Annotated in this window: 14 protein-coding genes; 9 read left to right on the top strand and 5 right to left on the bottom strand. The window is 63.9% G+C overall.

The window, feature by feature from the left end:
* Positions 1-37 precede the first annotated feature (37 nt).
* Entirely contained in the window at positions 38-511 is a 474-nt protein-coding gene (locus E3T38_RS03275; RefSeq protein ID WP_241984267.1) for a MarR family winged helix-turn-helix transcriptional regulator, read from the top strand.
* A gap of 130 nt (positions 512-641) precedes the next feature.
* Here E3T38_RS03275 and E3T38_RS03270 read toward each other — a convergent pair whose 3' ends face one another.
* Genes E3T38_RS03270 through E3T38_RS03255 form a run of 4 tightly spaced genes read right to left on the bottom strand, consistent with a single transcriptional unit; the run spans position 642 to position 4,596 of the window.
* Complete coding sequence (locus tag E3T38_RS03270) at positions 642-1,409, bottom strand: ABC transporter ATP-binding protein (RefSeq protein ID WP_104127893.1); 768 nt, start codon at positions 1,407-1,409, stop codon at positions 642-644.
* Entirely contained in the window at positions 1,396-2,316 is a 921-nt protein-coding gene (locus tag E3T38_RS03265) for an ABC transporter ATP-binding protein (protein WP_194088091.1), read from the bottom strand. Before E3T38_RS03265 ends, E3T38_RS03270 begins: the two co-directional genes overlap by 14 nt.
* A gap of 25 nt (positions 2,317-2,341) precedes the next feature.
* A complete protein-coding gene (locus E3T38_RS03260) occupies positions 2,342-3,322 on the bottom strand; it encodes a branched-chain amino acid ABC transporter permease (protein ID WP_104198424.1) in 981 nt (326 codons plus the stop codon).
* Between the two features lie 8 nt (positions 3,323-3,330).
* On the bottom strand, positions 3,331-4,596 hold the full coding sequence (locus E3T38_RS03255; protein ID WP_134546146.1) for a branched-chain amino acid ABC transporter permease: 1,266 nt from the start codon (positions 4,594-4,596) through the stop codon (positions 3,331-3,333).
* 273 nt (positions 4,597-4,869) lie between these two features.
* Here E3T38_RS03255 and guaB point away from each other — a divergent pair, with 273 nt between their 5' ends.
* The 3 genes from guaB (at position 4,870) to E3T38_RS03240 (ending at position 9,428) form a co-directional block, all read left to right on the top strand.
* Positions 4,870-6,372: an IMP dehydrogenase gene (gene guaB, locus E3T38_RS03250; RefSeq protein ID WP_134546144.1), complete on the top strand. Its 1,503-nt coding sequence runs from the start codon at positions 4,870-4,872 to the stop codon at positions 6,370-6,372.
* Positions 6,373-6,467: 95 nt separating this feature from the next.
* Complete coding sequence (locus E3T38_RS03245) at positions 6,468-7,586, top strand: GuaB3 family IMP dehydrogenase-related protein (RefSeq protein WP_134546142.1); 1,119 nt, start codon at positions 6,468-6,470, stop codon at positions 7,584-7,586.
* 111 nt (positions 7,587-7,697) lie between these two features.
* Positions 7,698-9,428 (top strand): glycerol-3-phosphate dehydrogenase/oxidase, encoded by a 1,731-nt coding sequence (locus E3T38_RS03240; protein WP_134546140.1) that lies wholly within the window; start codon positions 7,698-7,700, stop codon positions 9,426-9,428.
* On the opposite strand, the gene E3T38_RS03235 is transcribed toward E3T38_RS03240, so the two are convergent.
* Complete coding sequence (locus E3T38_RS03235) at positions 9,418-9,804, bottom strand: hypothetical protein (protein ID WP_134546139.1); 387 nt, start codon at positions 9,802-9,804, stop codon at positions 9,418-9,420. The two genes, E3T38_RS03240 and E3T38_RS03235, sit on opposite strands and share 11 nt — an antisense overlap.
* A 350-nt stretch (positions 9,805-10,154) precedes the next feature.
* Between E3T38_RS03235 and E3T38_RS03230 the strand changes: the two genes are divergently transcribed.
* The 5 genes from E3T38_RS03230 to guaA are packed head-to-tail and all read left to right on the top strand — an operon-like array spanning position 10,155 to position 15,018.
* Positions 10,155-10,688: a cation:proton antiporter regulatory subunit gene (locus tag E3T38_RS03230; protein WP_233193339.1), complete on the top strand. Its 534-nt coding sequence runs from the start codon at positions 10,155-10,157 to the stop codon at positions 10,686-10,688.
* A gap of 3 nt (positions 10,689-10,691) precedes the next feature.
* Positions 10,692-12,173, top strand: coding sequence for a cation:proton antiporter (locus tag E3T38_RS03225; RefSeq protein WP_134546137.1), 1,482 nt, complete (start codon positions 10,692-10,694; stop codon positions 12,171-12,173).
* A gap of 5 nt (positions 12,174-12,178) precedes the next feature.
* Positions 12,179-12,958, top strand: coding sequence for an SURF1 family protein (locus E3T38_RS03220; protein ID WP_241984282.1), 780 nt, complete (start codon positions 12,179-12,181; stop codon positions 12,956-12,958).
* A gap of 9 nt (positions 12,959-12,967) precedes the next feature.
* Complete coding sequence (locus tag E3T38_RS03215; protein WP_104198415.1) at positions 12,968-13,402, top strand: DUF3817 domain-containing protein; 435 nt, start codon at positions 12,968-12,970, stop codon at positions 13,400-13,402.
* Positions 13,399-15,018: a glutamine-hydrolyzing GMP synthase gene (gene guaA / locus E3T38_RS03210; RefSeq protein WP_134546133.1), complete on the top strand. Its 1,620-nt coding sequence runs from the start codon at positions 13,399-13,401 to the stop codon at positions 15,016-15,018. The genes E3T38_RS03215 and guaA overlap by 4 nt, the downstream gene beginning before the upstream one ends.
* Positions 15,019-15,027: the final 9 nt, after the last annotated feature.

Raw genomic sequence — 15,027 nt, 5'->3', positions numbered from 1 at the left:
CTAGCTGATTAGTTGACGCTAGCACTAGATTAGGGGCATGACTACACCTGATCCGGAACCCCCAGCGGAGCAGGAGCCGATACCGGCGCCCGTGCAGGAGGCCATGGCCTGCTGGCCGACCGGACGCCTGCTTTCGACCGCCGCGCGGCTGGTCGAACACGCCTGGGTGGAGGCGCTGGACCAGCTGGGACTCACCCACGCCGGCATGATCGCACTGCACCTGCTCGGCCCGGGGCCGCTCAGCCAGACCGAACTCGCACATGCCGCCCGCGTGCAAACGCAGACCATGTCCCGCACCCTCGAACGACTCGAGCGCGAGGGCTACGTCGTGCGCACCCGGGACGAGCGCGACGCCCGGCGACACTCCGTGGTCAGAACGGATGCCGGCACCGCCGTCTGGGAGAAGTCCCGCACGCTTGAGGCCGACCTCTTTCCCGAGTTCGAGAACGTGGACGCGATGCGTGACGCGCTGCTCACGATCATCTCCGCCTCCTCAGCTCGCCGCTGGTAACCCGGGCCGTCCGACACCCTGCAACCGGGGCACCCCTCCAAAGCGTGTCCCCTGACGGCTCCAACCAGATCGTGACGGCGCGGTGGATGTGTCCGCCCGAGCCCCGGCCCCACCGGTTAGAAGACTCGCCCTAGTCCTGCCCGAGGGTTCCCAGGTACAGGCCGATCACCTTGGGGTCGTTCAAAAGCTCACGTCCGGTGCCGGTGTACGCATCCCGGCCCTGATCGAGCACGTAGCCGCGGTCGCAGATCTGCAGGCAACGACGCGCGTTCTGCTCGACCATGATCGTGGTCACGCCGGCCTTGTTGATCTCCTTCACCCTCAGGAATGCTTCGTCCTGGCGTACCGGGGAGAGGCCGGCGCTCGGTTCATCGAGCAGCAGCACGTGCGGACCCATCATGAGCGCACGGCTCATGGCGACCATCTGGCGTTCCCCACCCGAGAGCGATCCCGCGCGCTGTGACATGCGCTTACGAAGCTCGGGAAAGATCTCGGTGACGAATTCGAGCCGTTCGACGAGCCCTTTGGGCTTTTGAAATATGCCCATCTCAAGGTTTTCGCGAATGGTCAGGGTGGGAAACACGTTGTTGTTCTGTGGCACGAAACCGACGCCCTGCGCGACCAGCTTGTTGGCCTTGAGGTTGGTGATGTTGTTGCCGCGCAGCAGAATTTCGCCGTCGCGCACCTTGACCTGGCCGAAGATCGACTTGAGCAGCGTCGACTTGCCGGCGCCGTTCGGGCCGATGATGCCGATGAGCTCACCGTCGTAGGCGGTGAGTGAACAGGAGTTGAGAATGTTCACACCGGTCACGTAGCCGGCGGTGACGTTCTTGACCTCGACGACAGCGTCGCGGGTCTCGGTTGGAGCCGGCACGGCCAGCGGGTTAGCGTTCGTCATCGAGCAACTCCTTTATGGCTGACACGTGCTCGGTCTCGGCATCGGGGTCTATCCCAATGTCTTCGTCGTGGTGCTGCCCCAGGTAGGCGTCGATCACGGCCGGGTTCTGCATGACCTCGTGGGGGTCTCCCTCCGCGACAACCTTGCCCTCGGCCATCACGATCACCCAGTCGGCGATGTGGCGCACCATGTGCATGTCGTGCTCGACGAACAGTACGGTCATACCCTGGGACTTGAGGTTGAGAATGTGATCGAGCAGCGATTGGGTCAGTGCGGGGTTGACCCCGGCCATCGGTTCGTCGAGCATCACCAGAGTCGGGTCGCTCATGAGCGCCCGGGCCATTTCAAGCAGCTTGCGCTGCCCGCCGGAGAGGCTCGCCGCGTAGTCGTTTTTCTTGGTGTCGAGCTTGAACCTGGTGAGCAGGTCGAGCGCTTTCGCCCGGTTCTCCTCCTCCTGGTTGCGCCAGAGGAACGGCATCAGGGCCCGGAACATGTTCTCGCCGGTCTGGCCCTTGGCGCCGAGGAGCATGTTGTCCATGACGGTCAGCAGCCCGAGGGCTTTGGTGAGTTGGAATGTGCGAATCTGCCCCATGCGGGCGACCTTGTACGCGGGGACTCCGGCGAGGGAACGGCCGTCAAAGGTCCACTTGCCACTGTCGGGTTTGTCGAAACCGGTCAGCAAGTTGAACAGGGTCGTCTTGCCGGCGCCGTTCGGGCCGATCAGCGCGGTGATCGCGCCGCGCGGAACCTCGACGTGGGCGACGTCGACGGCGGTGAGGCCGCCGAAGGTGCGGCGCACGTTATCGACGACGAGAATTGGATCGACCTTTGCGCAGCCTGGTCCGGCCTCGCCGATGTGCAGGCCGGTCGTCTTGACCGGCTTCTTGGTGGGAACGGGCGGCTCCAGCGGAGCCGCCGCCTGAGAAACAGCGTTAGCGGACAAAAGCCAACTCCTTCTTATTGCCGAAGATGCCTTGCGGCCTGAAGATGACTATCAACATGATTGCCACCCCGACGAGGATGAAGCGCAGTTGGCCGCCTTGGATAGACGTCATGAAGGGCAACCAGCCCGCTTCCACAGCCCGGGCGACGAAGCCGGAGAAGAACGACAACAGCACCCAGAAGATCATCGAACCGATGATCGGACCGAGCACTGTCGCAGCACCGCCGAGTAACAGAATGGCGTAGATGAAAAAGGTCAGCGTGGTCTGATAGTTCGACGGAACAACCGCCCGCGGCAAGGCAAAGATCATTCCGGCGATAGTTCCAAGTACGCCACCGAAAATGAGGGATTGCATTTTGTAGGCGTAGACGTTCTTACCGAGGGCGCGTACGGCGTCTTCGTCTTCCCGGATGCCCTTGATGACGCGGCCCCAGGGGCTCCGCATGATCTGCCAGACCAGCAACGCCGCCAGAATCACGATGGACCAGGCCACGATCCGCAGCCAGGTGTCATAGGCGTTGTTCGTGAAAGGGCCGAAACCGTAGGTGCCGTCGGCGAGCGGGTTGAGGGCCGCGAACTCGTTCTTGTAGCCACTGAGCCCGTTGGCCGAACCCGTGACGGAGGCGTAGGTGTTGGTCGTGAACAATAGCCGCACAATCTCGGCGGCAGCAATTGTGACGATCGCGAGGTAGTCGGCGCGCAGCCGCAGCGTTGGAATCCCCAAAATCAACGCAAAGATAACGGACGCGCCGACGCCGACCAGAAAGGCGCCCCAGACGGGAAACCCGAAGGTCAGGATCGAGATCGCGTAGCCGTAGGCTCCGAGAGCCATGAACCCGGCCTGGCCGAAGTTCAGCAGGCCGGTGTAACCGAAGTGCACGGCGAGCCCGAGGGCGGCGAGTGCGTAGGCGGCAGTGGTCGGGCTGATCAGCTCGACGGCTGCGTTGCTAAAGATTGCTCCCCAGTCCATGTGAACCCCTAACCAATTCTTTCTTTACGACCCAAAATGCCTTGCGGTCGAAACAGCAATACGAGGATCAAAATAACAAGGGCGCCGACGACTTTCATGTCGGACGGAAGCCAGAGCGTCGATAGCTCAACGAAGAGCCCGACGATGAGGGAACCGACGAGGGCTCCAAAGGCCGTACCGAGACCACCGAGGGTCACCGCGGCGAAGACGAGAAGCAGCATCTGGAATCCCATGTCCCAGCTGACGCCTGGGCGAAAGTAGGCCCACAAGACGCCGCTGAGCCCGGCCAGCGCGGCTCCGACCACCCAGACGATGCGAATGACGTTATCGACGTCAATACCGCTCGCCGAGGCCAGGCTCGGGTTATCAGAGACGGCGCGAGTGGCCTTGCCGATGCGGGTGCGCAGCAAAAAGAAAGCCACGGCGAGCAGCACCACGATGCTGATGCCCATACTGGCCAGGTCAATCGGAGACAACGAGATTGGACCGAACTTCAGGTCGGTCATTCCGGCCCCGGGGAGCTGACTCGTGCTGCCGCCGAAAAAATACTGGTACAGGTAGCGCAGCGCGAGCGACAGGCCGATGCTCACGATCATGAGGGGGATCACGGCCACGCCCTTGCGGCGCAACGGTTTCCAGATCACCGTGTCGAGGCCGTACCCCAGCACGCCGCTGAGCGCGATGGCGATCAGAATGGCGAGCCAGATCGGTAGCCCGAGGTTGACCGAGAAGACCAGAGTCATCAGGGCGCCAAAGGTGATCATCTCGGCGTGCGCGAAGTTGCTCAGGCCGGTGGTGCCGAAGATCAGCGACACCCCGATCGCCGCGAGCGCGAGCAGCAGGCCGAAGTTCAAACCGTTCACGAACCGGTTAACGAACTGATCGAAGAAACTTACCGTGTTGCGGGTGCCTTCACCGAGGAAGAAGTTGACCGATTTACGGTCGGTCAGGCCGAATTCCGTATCGATAACGTTACCTCCCTTGGCGACGACGACGCCCTTCGGCAGGGTTTCCTCGTCGAGGGTTACCTCGTAGGTGCCCTTCTCGGGAACGCCGATCGCCCACTTGCCGGCGGCATCCGTCACGGTGTCGGCGGTGTAGCCGTTGCCGTCGACGGCGATGGCTACACCGTCAAGGGCTTCACCGTTGAACTTCACGTTGCCCGAAAGAGTGAAGTCGTACTCGGTGCCTACCTCGTCGGCGTGCGCACTGCCCGCCGAGAATGTAGCCATGGACAGGGCTGCGAGGAGCGTTACGAACAGAATGACAAGCATTCTGGGTAGGTATCTCTGAGCCGTAAGAGTGGACTTCACGGGACCTCCATGTTGGTGCCGACCGGTGGCTGACCGAGCGGGCGCCGGACAAGTACAGCCAACGTCGTTGGTGTTGTAAGAGCCGATTATGTCCTAATTTTTTCGAAAGTTCGCACCAGTTCACGATTCGTGGGCGGAATGTGATGAGCGCAAACACGCTTAACATTGAAGAACCCGTTAAATCATGCGATTTGGCGGACAATTTTCTGTTTTCAGCTATAGGTAAGGGGTTACATGGATCAGCCAGATCCGTTCGGATTCACCGGGCTCACCTACGACGACGTGCTGCTCCTGCCGGGGCACACCGACGTCATTCCCAGCGAAGCGGTCACCAAATCCCGCTTGACCCGACGAATCGACGTGTCGCTGCCGCTGCTCTCCAGCGCCATGGACACGGTCACCGAAACGCGCATGGCGATCGCCATGGCCCGCGAGGGCGGCCTGGGAATTCTGCACCGCAACCTCTCAATCGATGACCAGGCCGAACAGGTCGACCTGGTCAAGCGCAGCGAATCCGGAATGATCACCAACCCGGTCACGACATCGCCCGACGCCACAGTGGCCGAGGTCGACGCCCTGTGCGGCCAGTTCCGCGTCAGCGGGCTGCCCGTCATCGACGGTGATGGAATTCTGGTGGGCATCATCACCAACCGGGACATGCGGTTCGTGCCATACGCCCGGAAGGCGTTCACCCGGGTGAGCGAGGTCATGACGAGGTCCCCGCTGATCACCGGCAAGGTCGGAATGGCTCCCGAAGACGCCCTGGCGATCTTCGCGAAACACAAGATCGAAAAGCTCCCCCTGATCGACGTCAACGGCAAGCTCACCGGCCTGATCACCGTGAAGGACTTCGACAAGAGCGAGGAATATCCCCTCGCCACCAAGGACGATGCAGGACGCCTCCGCGTCGGCGCGGCCATCGGCTTCTTCGGTGACGCCTGGCAGCGCGCGACCGCACTGCTCGAATCCGGGGTGGACGTGCTCGTGGTAGACACCGCCAACGGTGACAGCGCCGGCGTGCTCGACATCATTCGACGCCTGAAGGCCGACAAAGCCTTTGCCGACGTCGATGTGATCGGCGGGAACGTGGCCACCCGGTCCGGCGCCCAGGCGCTCATTGACGCGGGCGCGGACGCGATCAAGGTGGGCGTTGGCCCCGGCTCAATTTGCACCACCCGCATCGTGGCCGGGGTGGGCGTACCCCAGATCACCGCCGTCTACCAGGCCTCGCTGGCCGCACGGGAAACCGGTATTCCGGTCATCGCTGACGGCGGGCTGCAGTACTCCGGTGACATCGCCAAGGCTCTCGTGGCCGGCGCTGACACCGTCATGCTCGGTTCTCTGCTCGCCGGCTGCACCGAAAGCCCCGGGGAACTCGTATTCGTCAACGGTAAGCAGTTCAAGACCTATCGCGGTATGGGATCGCTCGGAGCGCTGCAGACCCGCGGCACGAAGACGTCCTATTCCAAAGACCGTTACTTTCAGAACGACGTTCCCAGTGACGAAAAACTCATTCCCGAGGGCATCGAGGGTCAGGTTCCGTTCCGCGGCCCCCTCGCCGCCGTGGCCTATCAACTGGTCGGTGGCCTGCGGCAGTCCATGTTCTATGTGGGAGCCCGCACCATCGCCGAGCTCAAGCAAAAGGGCAAGTTCGTGCGTATCACGCCCGCCGGACTCAAGGAATCGCACCCGCACGACGTGCAGATCGTGGTTGAAGCCCCGAACTACCGTCGGTAGGGCTTTTCGGTTCGTCGCCCCTGCTTCTGAATCGGGTGGGGGCGGCGGCATGCGCTCGAAAAAGGGATGTCGGTCGCTCCGTCTAAACTAGGACCATGGAAATCGAGATCGGCCGTTCCAAGCGCGCACGCCGCGTATACGCCTTTGACGACATCGCGGTGGTGCCCAGTCGGCGCACCCGCGACCCGGAGGACGTATCGGTTAGCTGGACCATCGATGCGTACCAGTTCGCCATTCCGGTACTCGCCGCGCCAATGGACTCCGTCGTTTCGCCCACCACGGCCATCATGATGGGTCAGCTCGGCGGCGTCGGTGTTCTCGACCTCGAGGGCCTCTGGACCCGGCACGAGAACCCCGAGCCGCTGCTCGCTGAAATTCGCAACCTGCCCGCCGATAAGGCCACAGCACGCATGCAGGAGATGTACTCCGCCCCGATTCAGCCAGCCCTGGTCACCGCCCGGCTCGCGGAGATTCGTGCGGGAGGGGTCACGGTGGCCGGGGCGCTTTCACCCCAGCGCACCCAGGAACTCTATGAAACCGTCGTTGCCGCTGGCGTCGACCTGTTCGTCATTCGCGGAACCACGGTGTCGGCCGAGCACGTGTCGCAGAATCAGGAACCGCTCAACCTCAAGAAGTTCATCTACGAACTCGATGTACCCGTTATCGTCGGTGGCGCGGCCACCTACACGGCGGCGCTGCACCTCATGCGCACGGGCGCCGCGGGCGTTCTGGTCGGTTTCGGCGGGGGAGCGGCGTCGACCACCCGCGCGACCCTCGGCATCCACGCGCCGATGGCGACTGCCGTAGCGGATGTCGCCGGCGCGCGCCGCGACTATATGGACGAATCCGGTGGGCGCTACGTCCACGTCATCGCTGACGGTGGCCTCGGCGCCTCCGGGGACATCGTCAAGGCCGTCGCCTGTGGCGCCGACGCCGTCATGCTCGGAACCGCGCTGGCCCGGGCGACGGATGCCCCCGGTGGGGGATTCCATTGGGGCGCCGAGGCGCACCACGCGCAGCTGCCGCGCGGCAAGCGGGTCGAGGTGGGCACAGTGGCCCCGCTCGAAGAGATTCTGTATGGCCCGGCACCGGTCGCCGATGGCACGGCCAACCTCATTGGCGCGTTGCGTCGGTCGATGGCAACCACCGGATACTCCGATCTCAAGGAATTTCAGCGGGTGGAAGTGGTTGTCGCGCCGTACCGAGTGAACTAGCGTCGAAAACAGACGTACTTTTCAGCATTACCCGCAACACTGATGTCGCAGTTGTTTGTCGCACCTCCCCTGACCTCTCGTCTTAAACACTGAGTCTGAACAGGAGTAGTAATGGCCTCTCACAATTCGGTCACGCGGTCCACAAAAATGGGTCCCGAGGAGCGGGTCTCCGCTCTCGCCAAGCTCAGAGAAAAGGAACTCGACATTCTCGTCGTCGGCGGCGGCATCGTCGGCGCCGGCGCCGCACTCGATGCCGTCACCCGCGGTCTGAGCGTGGGCATCCTCGAGGCGCGGGACTGGGCGTCGGGCACCTCGAGCCGGTCGTCCAAGCTCGTGCACGGTGGCATCCGCTATTTGGAGCAGCTCGACTTTCGCCTCGTGCGCGAAGCGCTCACCGAGCGTGGTCTGCTGTTGCAGCGCATCGCGCCGCATTTGGTGAAGCCGGTCCGGTTTCTCTATCCGCTCAAGAAGCGCTTCACCGAGCGGTTCTATATCGGCGCCGGAATGCTGCTCTACGACATCTTTTCCTACACCGGCGGTCGCCCACCCGGCGTGCCGCACCACCGCCACCTGTCGAAGAGTCAGGTGCAGAAGCTCATGCCGAGCCTGGCCAACGACGCCCTGATCGGCGGTATCACCTACTACGACGCCCAAGTCGACGACGCCCGCTACGTTTCGTCGCTCGTGCGCACCGCCTCGTTCTATGGTGCCCATGCGGCCAGCCGGGTGCGCGTCGAAGGCTTCATCAAGGTGGGGGAGCGCGTCGTCGGCGTGCGCGCCCACGACCTGCAGACCGACGAACACTTCGAGGTGCGGGCCAAGCAGGTCGTGAACGCGACCGGAGTCTGGACCGACGACACCCAGCGCATGGTTGGCGAGCGGGGAACCTTCAAGGTGCGGGCGTCGAAAGGTGTGCACCTCGTGGTGCCGCGCGACCGGTTCCAGAGCGCCATGGGCCTATTGCTGCGCACCGAGAAGAGCGTCTTGTTCGTCATCCCCTGGGGCCGGCACTGGCTCATCGGCACGACCGATACCGACTGGTACCTCGACAAGGCGCATCCCGCCGCGACGGCGGCCGACATCGACTACATCCTCGAACACATCAATGAGGTTTTGACGGTACCTCTGACCAGGGAAGACGTCGAGGGTGTCTACGCGGGCCTGCGTCCGTTGCTGGCCGGTGAGAGTGATCAGACTTCCAAGTTGTCCCGCGAACACCTCGTCGGACACTCCGTTCCCGGCCTCGTCGTGATCGCCGGCGGCAAATGGACCACCTACCGCATCATGGCCAAGGACGCAGTGGATGCCGCGGTGTCGGCTCTTGATGGCCGCATTCCTGCTTCGGCGACCCAGGACATCCCCTTGCTCGGTGCTGAGGGCTATCAGGCGGCGTGGAATAAGCGCGGCAAGATAGCCAAGGCGTTCGGTGTGCACACCGTGCGGGTGGAACACCTGCTCAACCGCTACGGAACCCTCACCGACGAGCTGCTTGACCTCATTCGGGCTAACCCGTCGCTCGCCGAACCGTTGCCTGGCGCCGACGACTACATCGGTGCCGAGGTCGTCTACGCGGCCTCGCACGAAAGCGCGCTGCACCTCGAAGACGTGCTCGCGCGCCGCACCCGCATCTCGATCGAGGCGTGGGACCGCGGGGTTTCGGCCGCGCCGGTCGCCGCAGCGCTGATGGCGGGCGTGCTCGGCTGGGACCAGGAGCGCATCGACCGCGAGGTCGGCTTCTACCTCACCCGGGTTGCCGCCGAGCGTGCTTCGCAGGAGGAGCCGAACGACGAATCTGCCGACCGGGTGCGCCTCGAGGCACCCGACATCGTGGTCACCAACTAGCCCGCCCGCGCCCGCGGTGGTCGTGCCCGCCGTCGTCGTGCCCGCCGTCACCGCGCCCGCGGTGGTCGTGCCCGCCGTCACCGTGCCCGCCGTCACCGCGCCCGGTGTCACCGCGCCCGGTGTCACCGCGCCCGGTGCCGGTAGTCGCGGCACCTTGAGCGGGAGCACCCACCGGCACCGGGCGCGGTGACGGCGCAAGAACGCGGATGTGCTGTCGAGTCCGGGGGACGCCGATTCGCGAGAGGAACATTCCGAAAGCTTCGAGGTCGCGCGCGACCGGCCAGTCCCACCGCGAAACGGATGGTCCGCACGCGCGAATTCGATCTTCACGGCGCTTCTCGTTCATCACGACGTCGGCGGTGGTGCGTCCGCTCATGTAGGCCTCCTTGACGTACTTGCCGAGCCCGTCGAACTCGCCGACCTTGTTGATGCCTCGCCAGAAGAAGTCGACATAAGCGATGAACCCTGCGGCATCGCGCGAAGCGCACCTGCAACTCGGGAGCGGTGAATCCGAGCAGGAGCATGTGCGCGCGGCTGATCGACTCCCCGCCGGAATCGGACTGCGTCGACGCGAAGTCCCCGGCGCGGAGTGCTGCGCTTTTGCCATAGCGCCGGCCAGAGCCGGCGAGCGTGTCCGGCACCGGGCGCGGTGACGCAACAGGTGGCGCGCAGACGGCAAAAGCGGCTCCGGTAGAATAAGGGAACTGCCCCTAGACCTCAGGAGTCATGACAATGGTTGATGTTCGGCGGGTCAAACTTCCCGGCGTGGGTGTTCTGCACACCTTCATCACGGATGACGGCGGCAAGGTCGGCGTCATCGCCCACCGCTCCGGCCACAGCGACCTCATCACCTTCGCCGACGACGAGGGCGGGCCCGACGCGAGCAAGGTGTCGCTTCGGCTCAACGAAGACGAGGCGCACACCCTCGCCGAGTTGCTCGGCGGTACCCAGATCACCGAGTCGCTCAGTGCCCTCGACCAGATTCCCGGCCTCAGTATCGACTGGTTCACCGTCGACTACGAAGACCATATCGCCGGCCAGGCCCTCGGTAATCCGGCCGACCGCGGCATCGCCGGACTCACCGTCGTCGCCGTCGTGCGCGGCGAATCGGCCAACCCGGCCCCCGCTGCCGACTTCAAGGTCTTCCCCGGTGACACCCTGGTCGTCGCGGGTTCGCCCGAAAAAGTCGTCAAGGCCTTCGCGTTCTTCCGCACCGGTGAAGTGAAGGCGAAGACCGTCGACGCTCCACCCGGGGGGTAAGCGATGCACGTGGGCGAAGATCTCCTTGTTCTTGGCACTCTGCTCGTCGTCGCTTATGTTCTTGGCCGCCTGGGCAAACTGATCGGGCTCCCCACCATCCCGATCTATATGGTCGTGGGCCTTCTCGCGAGCCCAAACACCGACTTTTTTCCCCTCGATTTTGAGTCCGGCGACATCGAACTCATCGCGGTGTTCGGCCTGATCCTGTTGTTGTTCAGCCTCGGCCTCGAGTTCGACCAGGAGGAATTCTTCGGCAACGCCAAAACCCTGATCATCTCCGGCGGATCCTGGATTCTCATCAATATGGGTGCCGGCTTCATTTTCGGCCTGCTCGTGGGTTGGGGACCGCGCGAAGCCCTCGTCATCGCCGGCATGACCGGAACCTCCTCGAGCGCGATCATCACCAAACTGCTCATCGAGCTTCGCCGCCTCGCGAACAAAGAGACACCGATGATCCTCGGCGTGACCGTGGTCGGCGACATCTTCATCGCCATCTACCTGTCGATTGTCTCCGTCGTGCTCAGTGGCAAGACCGAGATCTGGCCGATCGTGCTCCAGCTTTCCATCGCATTCCTCTTTCTCGTGGCCATGTTCTCGCTCGCCAGGTGGGGCGGCCGGGTGGTGTCCCGCCTTATGCGCACCAAAGACGACGAACTGTTCACTATTTTGTTCTTCGGCCTCGTGGTGTTGTTCGGCGGCATCGGTGAGATTATCGGCGTGACCGACGCGATTGGCGCATTCCTGATCGGCGTCGTGCTCGGAGCGAGCAGCTACCGCGCCCGAATCGAGCGCGTCGCGGTACCGTTGCGCGACATTTTCGCGGCGTTCTTCTTTCTCAACTTCGGCCTCGCCCTCGACGTGGCCCAGTTCGGATCGGTGATCGGCGTGGTGCTCGTGGCCATCGTGATGACCTTCGTCTTGAGCCTGCTGTCGGGAGCGCTGCTGGCCTGGCTGCACAAAATGGGTCCACGCGAGGCCCTCAACACCGCCGCGATCTTCGTCAACCGCGGCGAGTTCACATTGATTCTGGCCACGCTCTCCGTCGCGGCCGGGCTCGACCCGCGGTTGCAACCGTTCGCGGGCCTCTACGTTTTGGTCATGGCAATTCTTGGTCCGCTGTTCGCGGCGAATTCCGAGAAGATCGGGTCGGTCCTGCGTCGCCGCGTGCCAGCATCCGCTACCACGCGTGCGCCGCGCAACCCGATGCTCGACGAGGAGATCGCGCTGGTCGAGGCGGCGACAGCCGCTCAGGCGACGGATGCCGACGAGGACACCCGGCGCGCGGCCAAGCGGATGGTCGACTCGGCCAATTCCCAAGCATCGCCCGATACGCTGAACGCAGCGAAACGCTTGCATTCGGCCGATTCCGGTTCGGATTCTATGGCCGATTTCGCTCTCGGTCAGCATTCCCCAGAACCCGATGACACGGCCAACACACCGGCACGCAAACCCGGGCGAGAAACCCACACAGGTGAATATTCGTGATCAGAATGATGCTGCGCCCCCGCTGGGTGGCCGCGCTGCTGCTTGCCCTCGGTATTGCCGCTGCCTTTGCCCTGCTCGGGCACTGGCAGCTGGAGCGCGCCATCGAGTCCGGCGTCGTAGTGGAGCGAGCCACCGAGCAGGTGAAGCCGCTCGTCGAAGTGGCGCAGCCTGACGGCGGGGTGACACAGATCGCGACCGGCCAGATGGTGACCACCAAGGGTTCCTGGGTGGCCGGTGATGAGACGCTGATCACCACCCGCTTCAACGGCGGTGTCGAAGGGTTCTGGGTCGTCAGCCATTTTCGAACGGATACCGCTGCCAGCATCGCTGTCGCGCGCGGCTGGGCGCCAGACAGAGCCACGGCCGAGGCCGTCATCGCTGAACTTCAGACCGAACCGAAAAACACCCCGGTTACCGTGACCGGGCGTTTTCTCACGGGGGAGGCCCCTGAGCTGCCCGACCCCGAGGGCGATTCGATGGAGCTGACGAAGGTCGCGCCATCCGCTTTGATCAATCTGTGGGCCGATTTCACGGACGAGTCGGTCTATTCGGCCTACATCGTCAGCGCTGACGCCACGGCCGGCCTCGACCTGATTGACTCCCCGATACCCCAAGTCGACCAGTCGCTGAACTGGCTGAACATCTTCTACGCCATCGAGTGGGTCGTCTTCGCTGGGTTCGCCGTGTTCTTCTGGTACCGACTGGTGCGTGATGCCCTGGAACGCGAGCAGGAAGAAGCCGCGCTCGAAGACGTGGCTGCAGGGGCTCCCAGCACGGGCGCATAGAATTGCCCTATGCCACTTGATCCCAAGCCCGCCGACGTCTCTCGAATCCCCGGTGCGCTGCGGCTCTACCAGGTGTCGTCCATCATCACCGGTGTTTTTCTGCTGCTGCTCTGCGCCGAGGTCTATGCCAAGTTCGTGCTCGGCTACGAACTCGAGATGAACGGCTCCGAGGGTTTTCTCGCCTTCGTGCCGCGCGACACGGTCGTCGCGATCAACCTCAGCACGATCATTCTGATCGTGCATGGCTGGTTCTACGTGCTGTACCTGTTCGCCGATTTCCGCTTATGGAGCCTGATGCGCTGGCCGTTACCACGCTTCGTGCTGATCGCGCTCGGCGGCATCATCCCCACGCTCTCGTTCTTTCTGGAAGGCCCCATGACCCGCCGCGTCAAACGTTCCCTCGCGCAGCTCGAAGCGAAAAAGGCTGCTGAGGTGCGTTCATGAGTGACACCTTCGACACCGCGTCGGCGGAGCAGGCCCTCCCCGATTCAGGACTCGATCGTCCCGTTCTCGTGGTCGACTTCGGCGCGCAGTATGCGCAGCTGATCGCACGGCGCGTGCGTGAGGCATCCGTCTATTCGGAGATCGTGCCGCACAGCATCACCGCCGCCGAGGTGCTCGCCAAAAACCCGCGCGGAATCGTACTGAGCGGTGGGCCATCGAGCGTCTACGCCGAGGGGGCGCCCACTTTCGATGCCGCGATCTTTGAGCTCGGCGTGCCCGTGCTCGGTATTTGCTACGGCTTCCAGGTGATGGCGACCGCACTCGGCGGTACCGTCGCCCAGACCGGAGCCCGCGAATACGGCTCGACCCCGGTCGTCGTGAGCAACGCCGACAACGTTCTGTTGGCCGACCAGCCCGACAGCCAGACGGTCTGGATGAGCCACGGCGACTCGGTTGCCACCGCGCCCGACGGCTTCACCGTACTTGCCTCGTCGACGTCGACCCCGGTCGCCGCGTTTGCCAACGACGAGAAGCGGCTCTACGGCGTGCAGTGGCACCCCGAGGTCAAACACTCCGAAAATGGCCAGCACGTGCTCGAAAACTTTCTGCACCGCGCCGCCGGAATCAACCCAGACTGGAACAGCGGCAACGTCATCGCGGAGCAGGTTGCGAAGATTCGCGCCCAGGTCGGCACCGGCAAGGTCATCTGCGGCCTCTCCGGCGGAGTCGATTCCGCCGTGGCCGCAGCCCTCGTGCACAAGGCCATCGGTGACCAGCTGGTGTGCGTCTTCGTCGACCACGGCCTGTTGCGCGAAGACGAGCGCCGCCAGGTCGAGGAGGACTACGTCAAGGCCACCGGCATCCGCCTGGTGACCGTGGATGTGCGTGAGCAGTTCCTCGATGCGCTGAAAGACGTGAGCGACCCGGAGACCAAGCGCAAGATCATCGGTCGCGAGTTCATCCGCACCTTCGAGCAGGCCCAGGCTGAACTGATCGAAGAGGCCAAGGAAATCGACGGCGACCCGATCCGCTTCCTGGTGCAGGGCACCCTCTACCCCGACGTCGTCGAGTCCGGCGGCGGCAGCGGCACCGCCAACATCAAGAGCCACCACAACGTGGGCGGCCTGCCCGACGACCTCAAGTTCGAACTGGTCGAACCGCTGCGCACCCTGTTCAAAGACGAGGTGCGCGCGATCGGTGCCGAGCTCGGCCTCCCAGCCGAAATTGTGCAGCGCCAGCCTTTCCCCGGCCCCGGCCTGGGCATTCGCATCGTCGGGTCGATCACCCAGGAACGCCTGGATCTGCTGCGCAAAGCGGATGCGATAGTGCGCTTCGAGTTGACCGCCGCCGGCCTCGACCGTGAGATCTGGCAGTGCCCGGTCGTGCTGCTCGCCGATGTGCGGTCAGTGGGCGTGCAGGGCGACGGACGTACCTACGGGCATCCGATCGTGCTGCGCCCCGTGTCGTCGGAAGACGCCATGACCGCCGACTGGACTCGCCTGCCCTACGATCTGCTGGCCAAGATTTCGAACCGCATCACGAACGAGGTGGACGGGGTCAACCGTGTCGTGCTCGACGTCACGTCGAAGCCGCCGGGAACCATCGAGTGGGAGTGATCCCCACGT

It is taken from the genome of Cryobacterium sp. Hb1 (assembly GCF_004403585.1).
GTDB classification, from domain to species: Bacteria; Actinomycetota; Actinomycetes; order Actinomycetales; family Microbacteriaceae; genus Cryobacterium; species Cryobacterium lyxosi.
The sequence above is the reverse complement of the archived record's forward strand: the minus strand, read 5'-3'. Positions and strand labels throughout refer to the sequence as shown.

What these genes read in the sequence shown, in the direction of transcription:
- E3T38_RS03275 (WP_241984267.1), top strand. Translation starts at nt 38, where the DNA reads ATGACTACACCTGATCCGGAACCCCCAGCGGAGCAGGAGCCGATACCG.
- E3T38_RS03270 (WP_104127893.1), bottom strand. Translation starts at nt 1,409, where the DNA reads ATGACGAACGCTAACCCGCTGGCCGTGCCGGCTCCAACCGAGACCCGC.
- E3T38_RS03260 (WP_104198424.1), bottom strand. Translation starts at nt 3,322, where the DNA reads ATGGACTGGGGAGCAATCTTTAGCAACGCAGCCGTCGAGCTGATCAGC.
- E3T38_RS03255 (WP_134546146.1), bottom strand. Translation starts at nt 4,596, where the DNA reads ATGCTTGTCATTCTGTTCGTAACGCTCCTCGCAGCCCTGTCCATGGCT.
- guaB (WP_134546144.1), top strand. Translation starts at nt 4,870, where the DNA reads ATGGATCAGCCAGATCCGTTCGGATTCACCGGGCTCACCTACGACGAC.
- E3T38_RS03245 (WP_134546142.1), top strand. Translation starts at nt 6,468, where the DNA reads ATGGAAATCGAGATCGGCCGTTCCAAGCGCGCACGCCGCGTATACGCC.
- E3T38_RS03240 (WP_134546140.1), top strand. Translation starts at nt 7,698, where the DNA reads ATGGCCTCTCACAATTCGGTCACGCGGTCCACAAAAATGGGTCCCGAG.
- E3T38_RS03235 (WP_134546139.1), bottom strand. Translation starts at nt 9,804, where the DNA reads ATGAGCGGACGCACCACCGCCGACGTCGTGATGAACGAGAAGCGCCGT.
- E3T38_RS03230 (WP_233193339.1), top strand. Translation starts at nt 10,155, where the DNA reads ATGACAATGGTTGATGTTCGGCGGGTCAAACTTCCCGGCGTGGGTGTT.
- E3T38_RS03225 (WP_134546137.1), top strand. Translation starts at nt 10,692, where the DNA reads ATGCACGTGGGCGAAGATCTCCTTGTTCTTGGCACTCTGCTCGTCGTC.
- E3T38_RS03220 (WP_241984282.1), top strand. Translation starts at nt 12,179, where the DNA reads ATGATGCTGCGCCCCCGCTGGGTGGCCGCGCTGCTGCTTGCCCTCGGT.
- E3T38_RS03215 (WP_104198415.1), top strand. Translation starts at nt 12,968, where the DNA reads ATGCCACTTGATCCCAAGCCCGCCGACGTCTCTCGAATCCCCGGTGCG.
- guaA (WP_134546133.1), top strand. Translation starts at nt 13,399, where the DNA reads ATGAGTGACACCTTCGACACCGCGTCGGCGGAGCAGGCCCTCCCCGAT.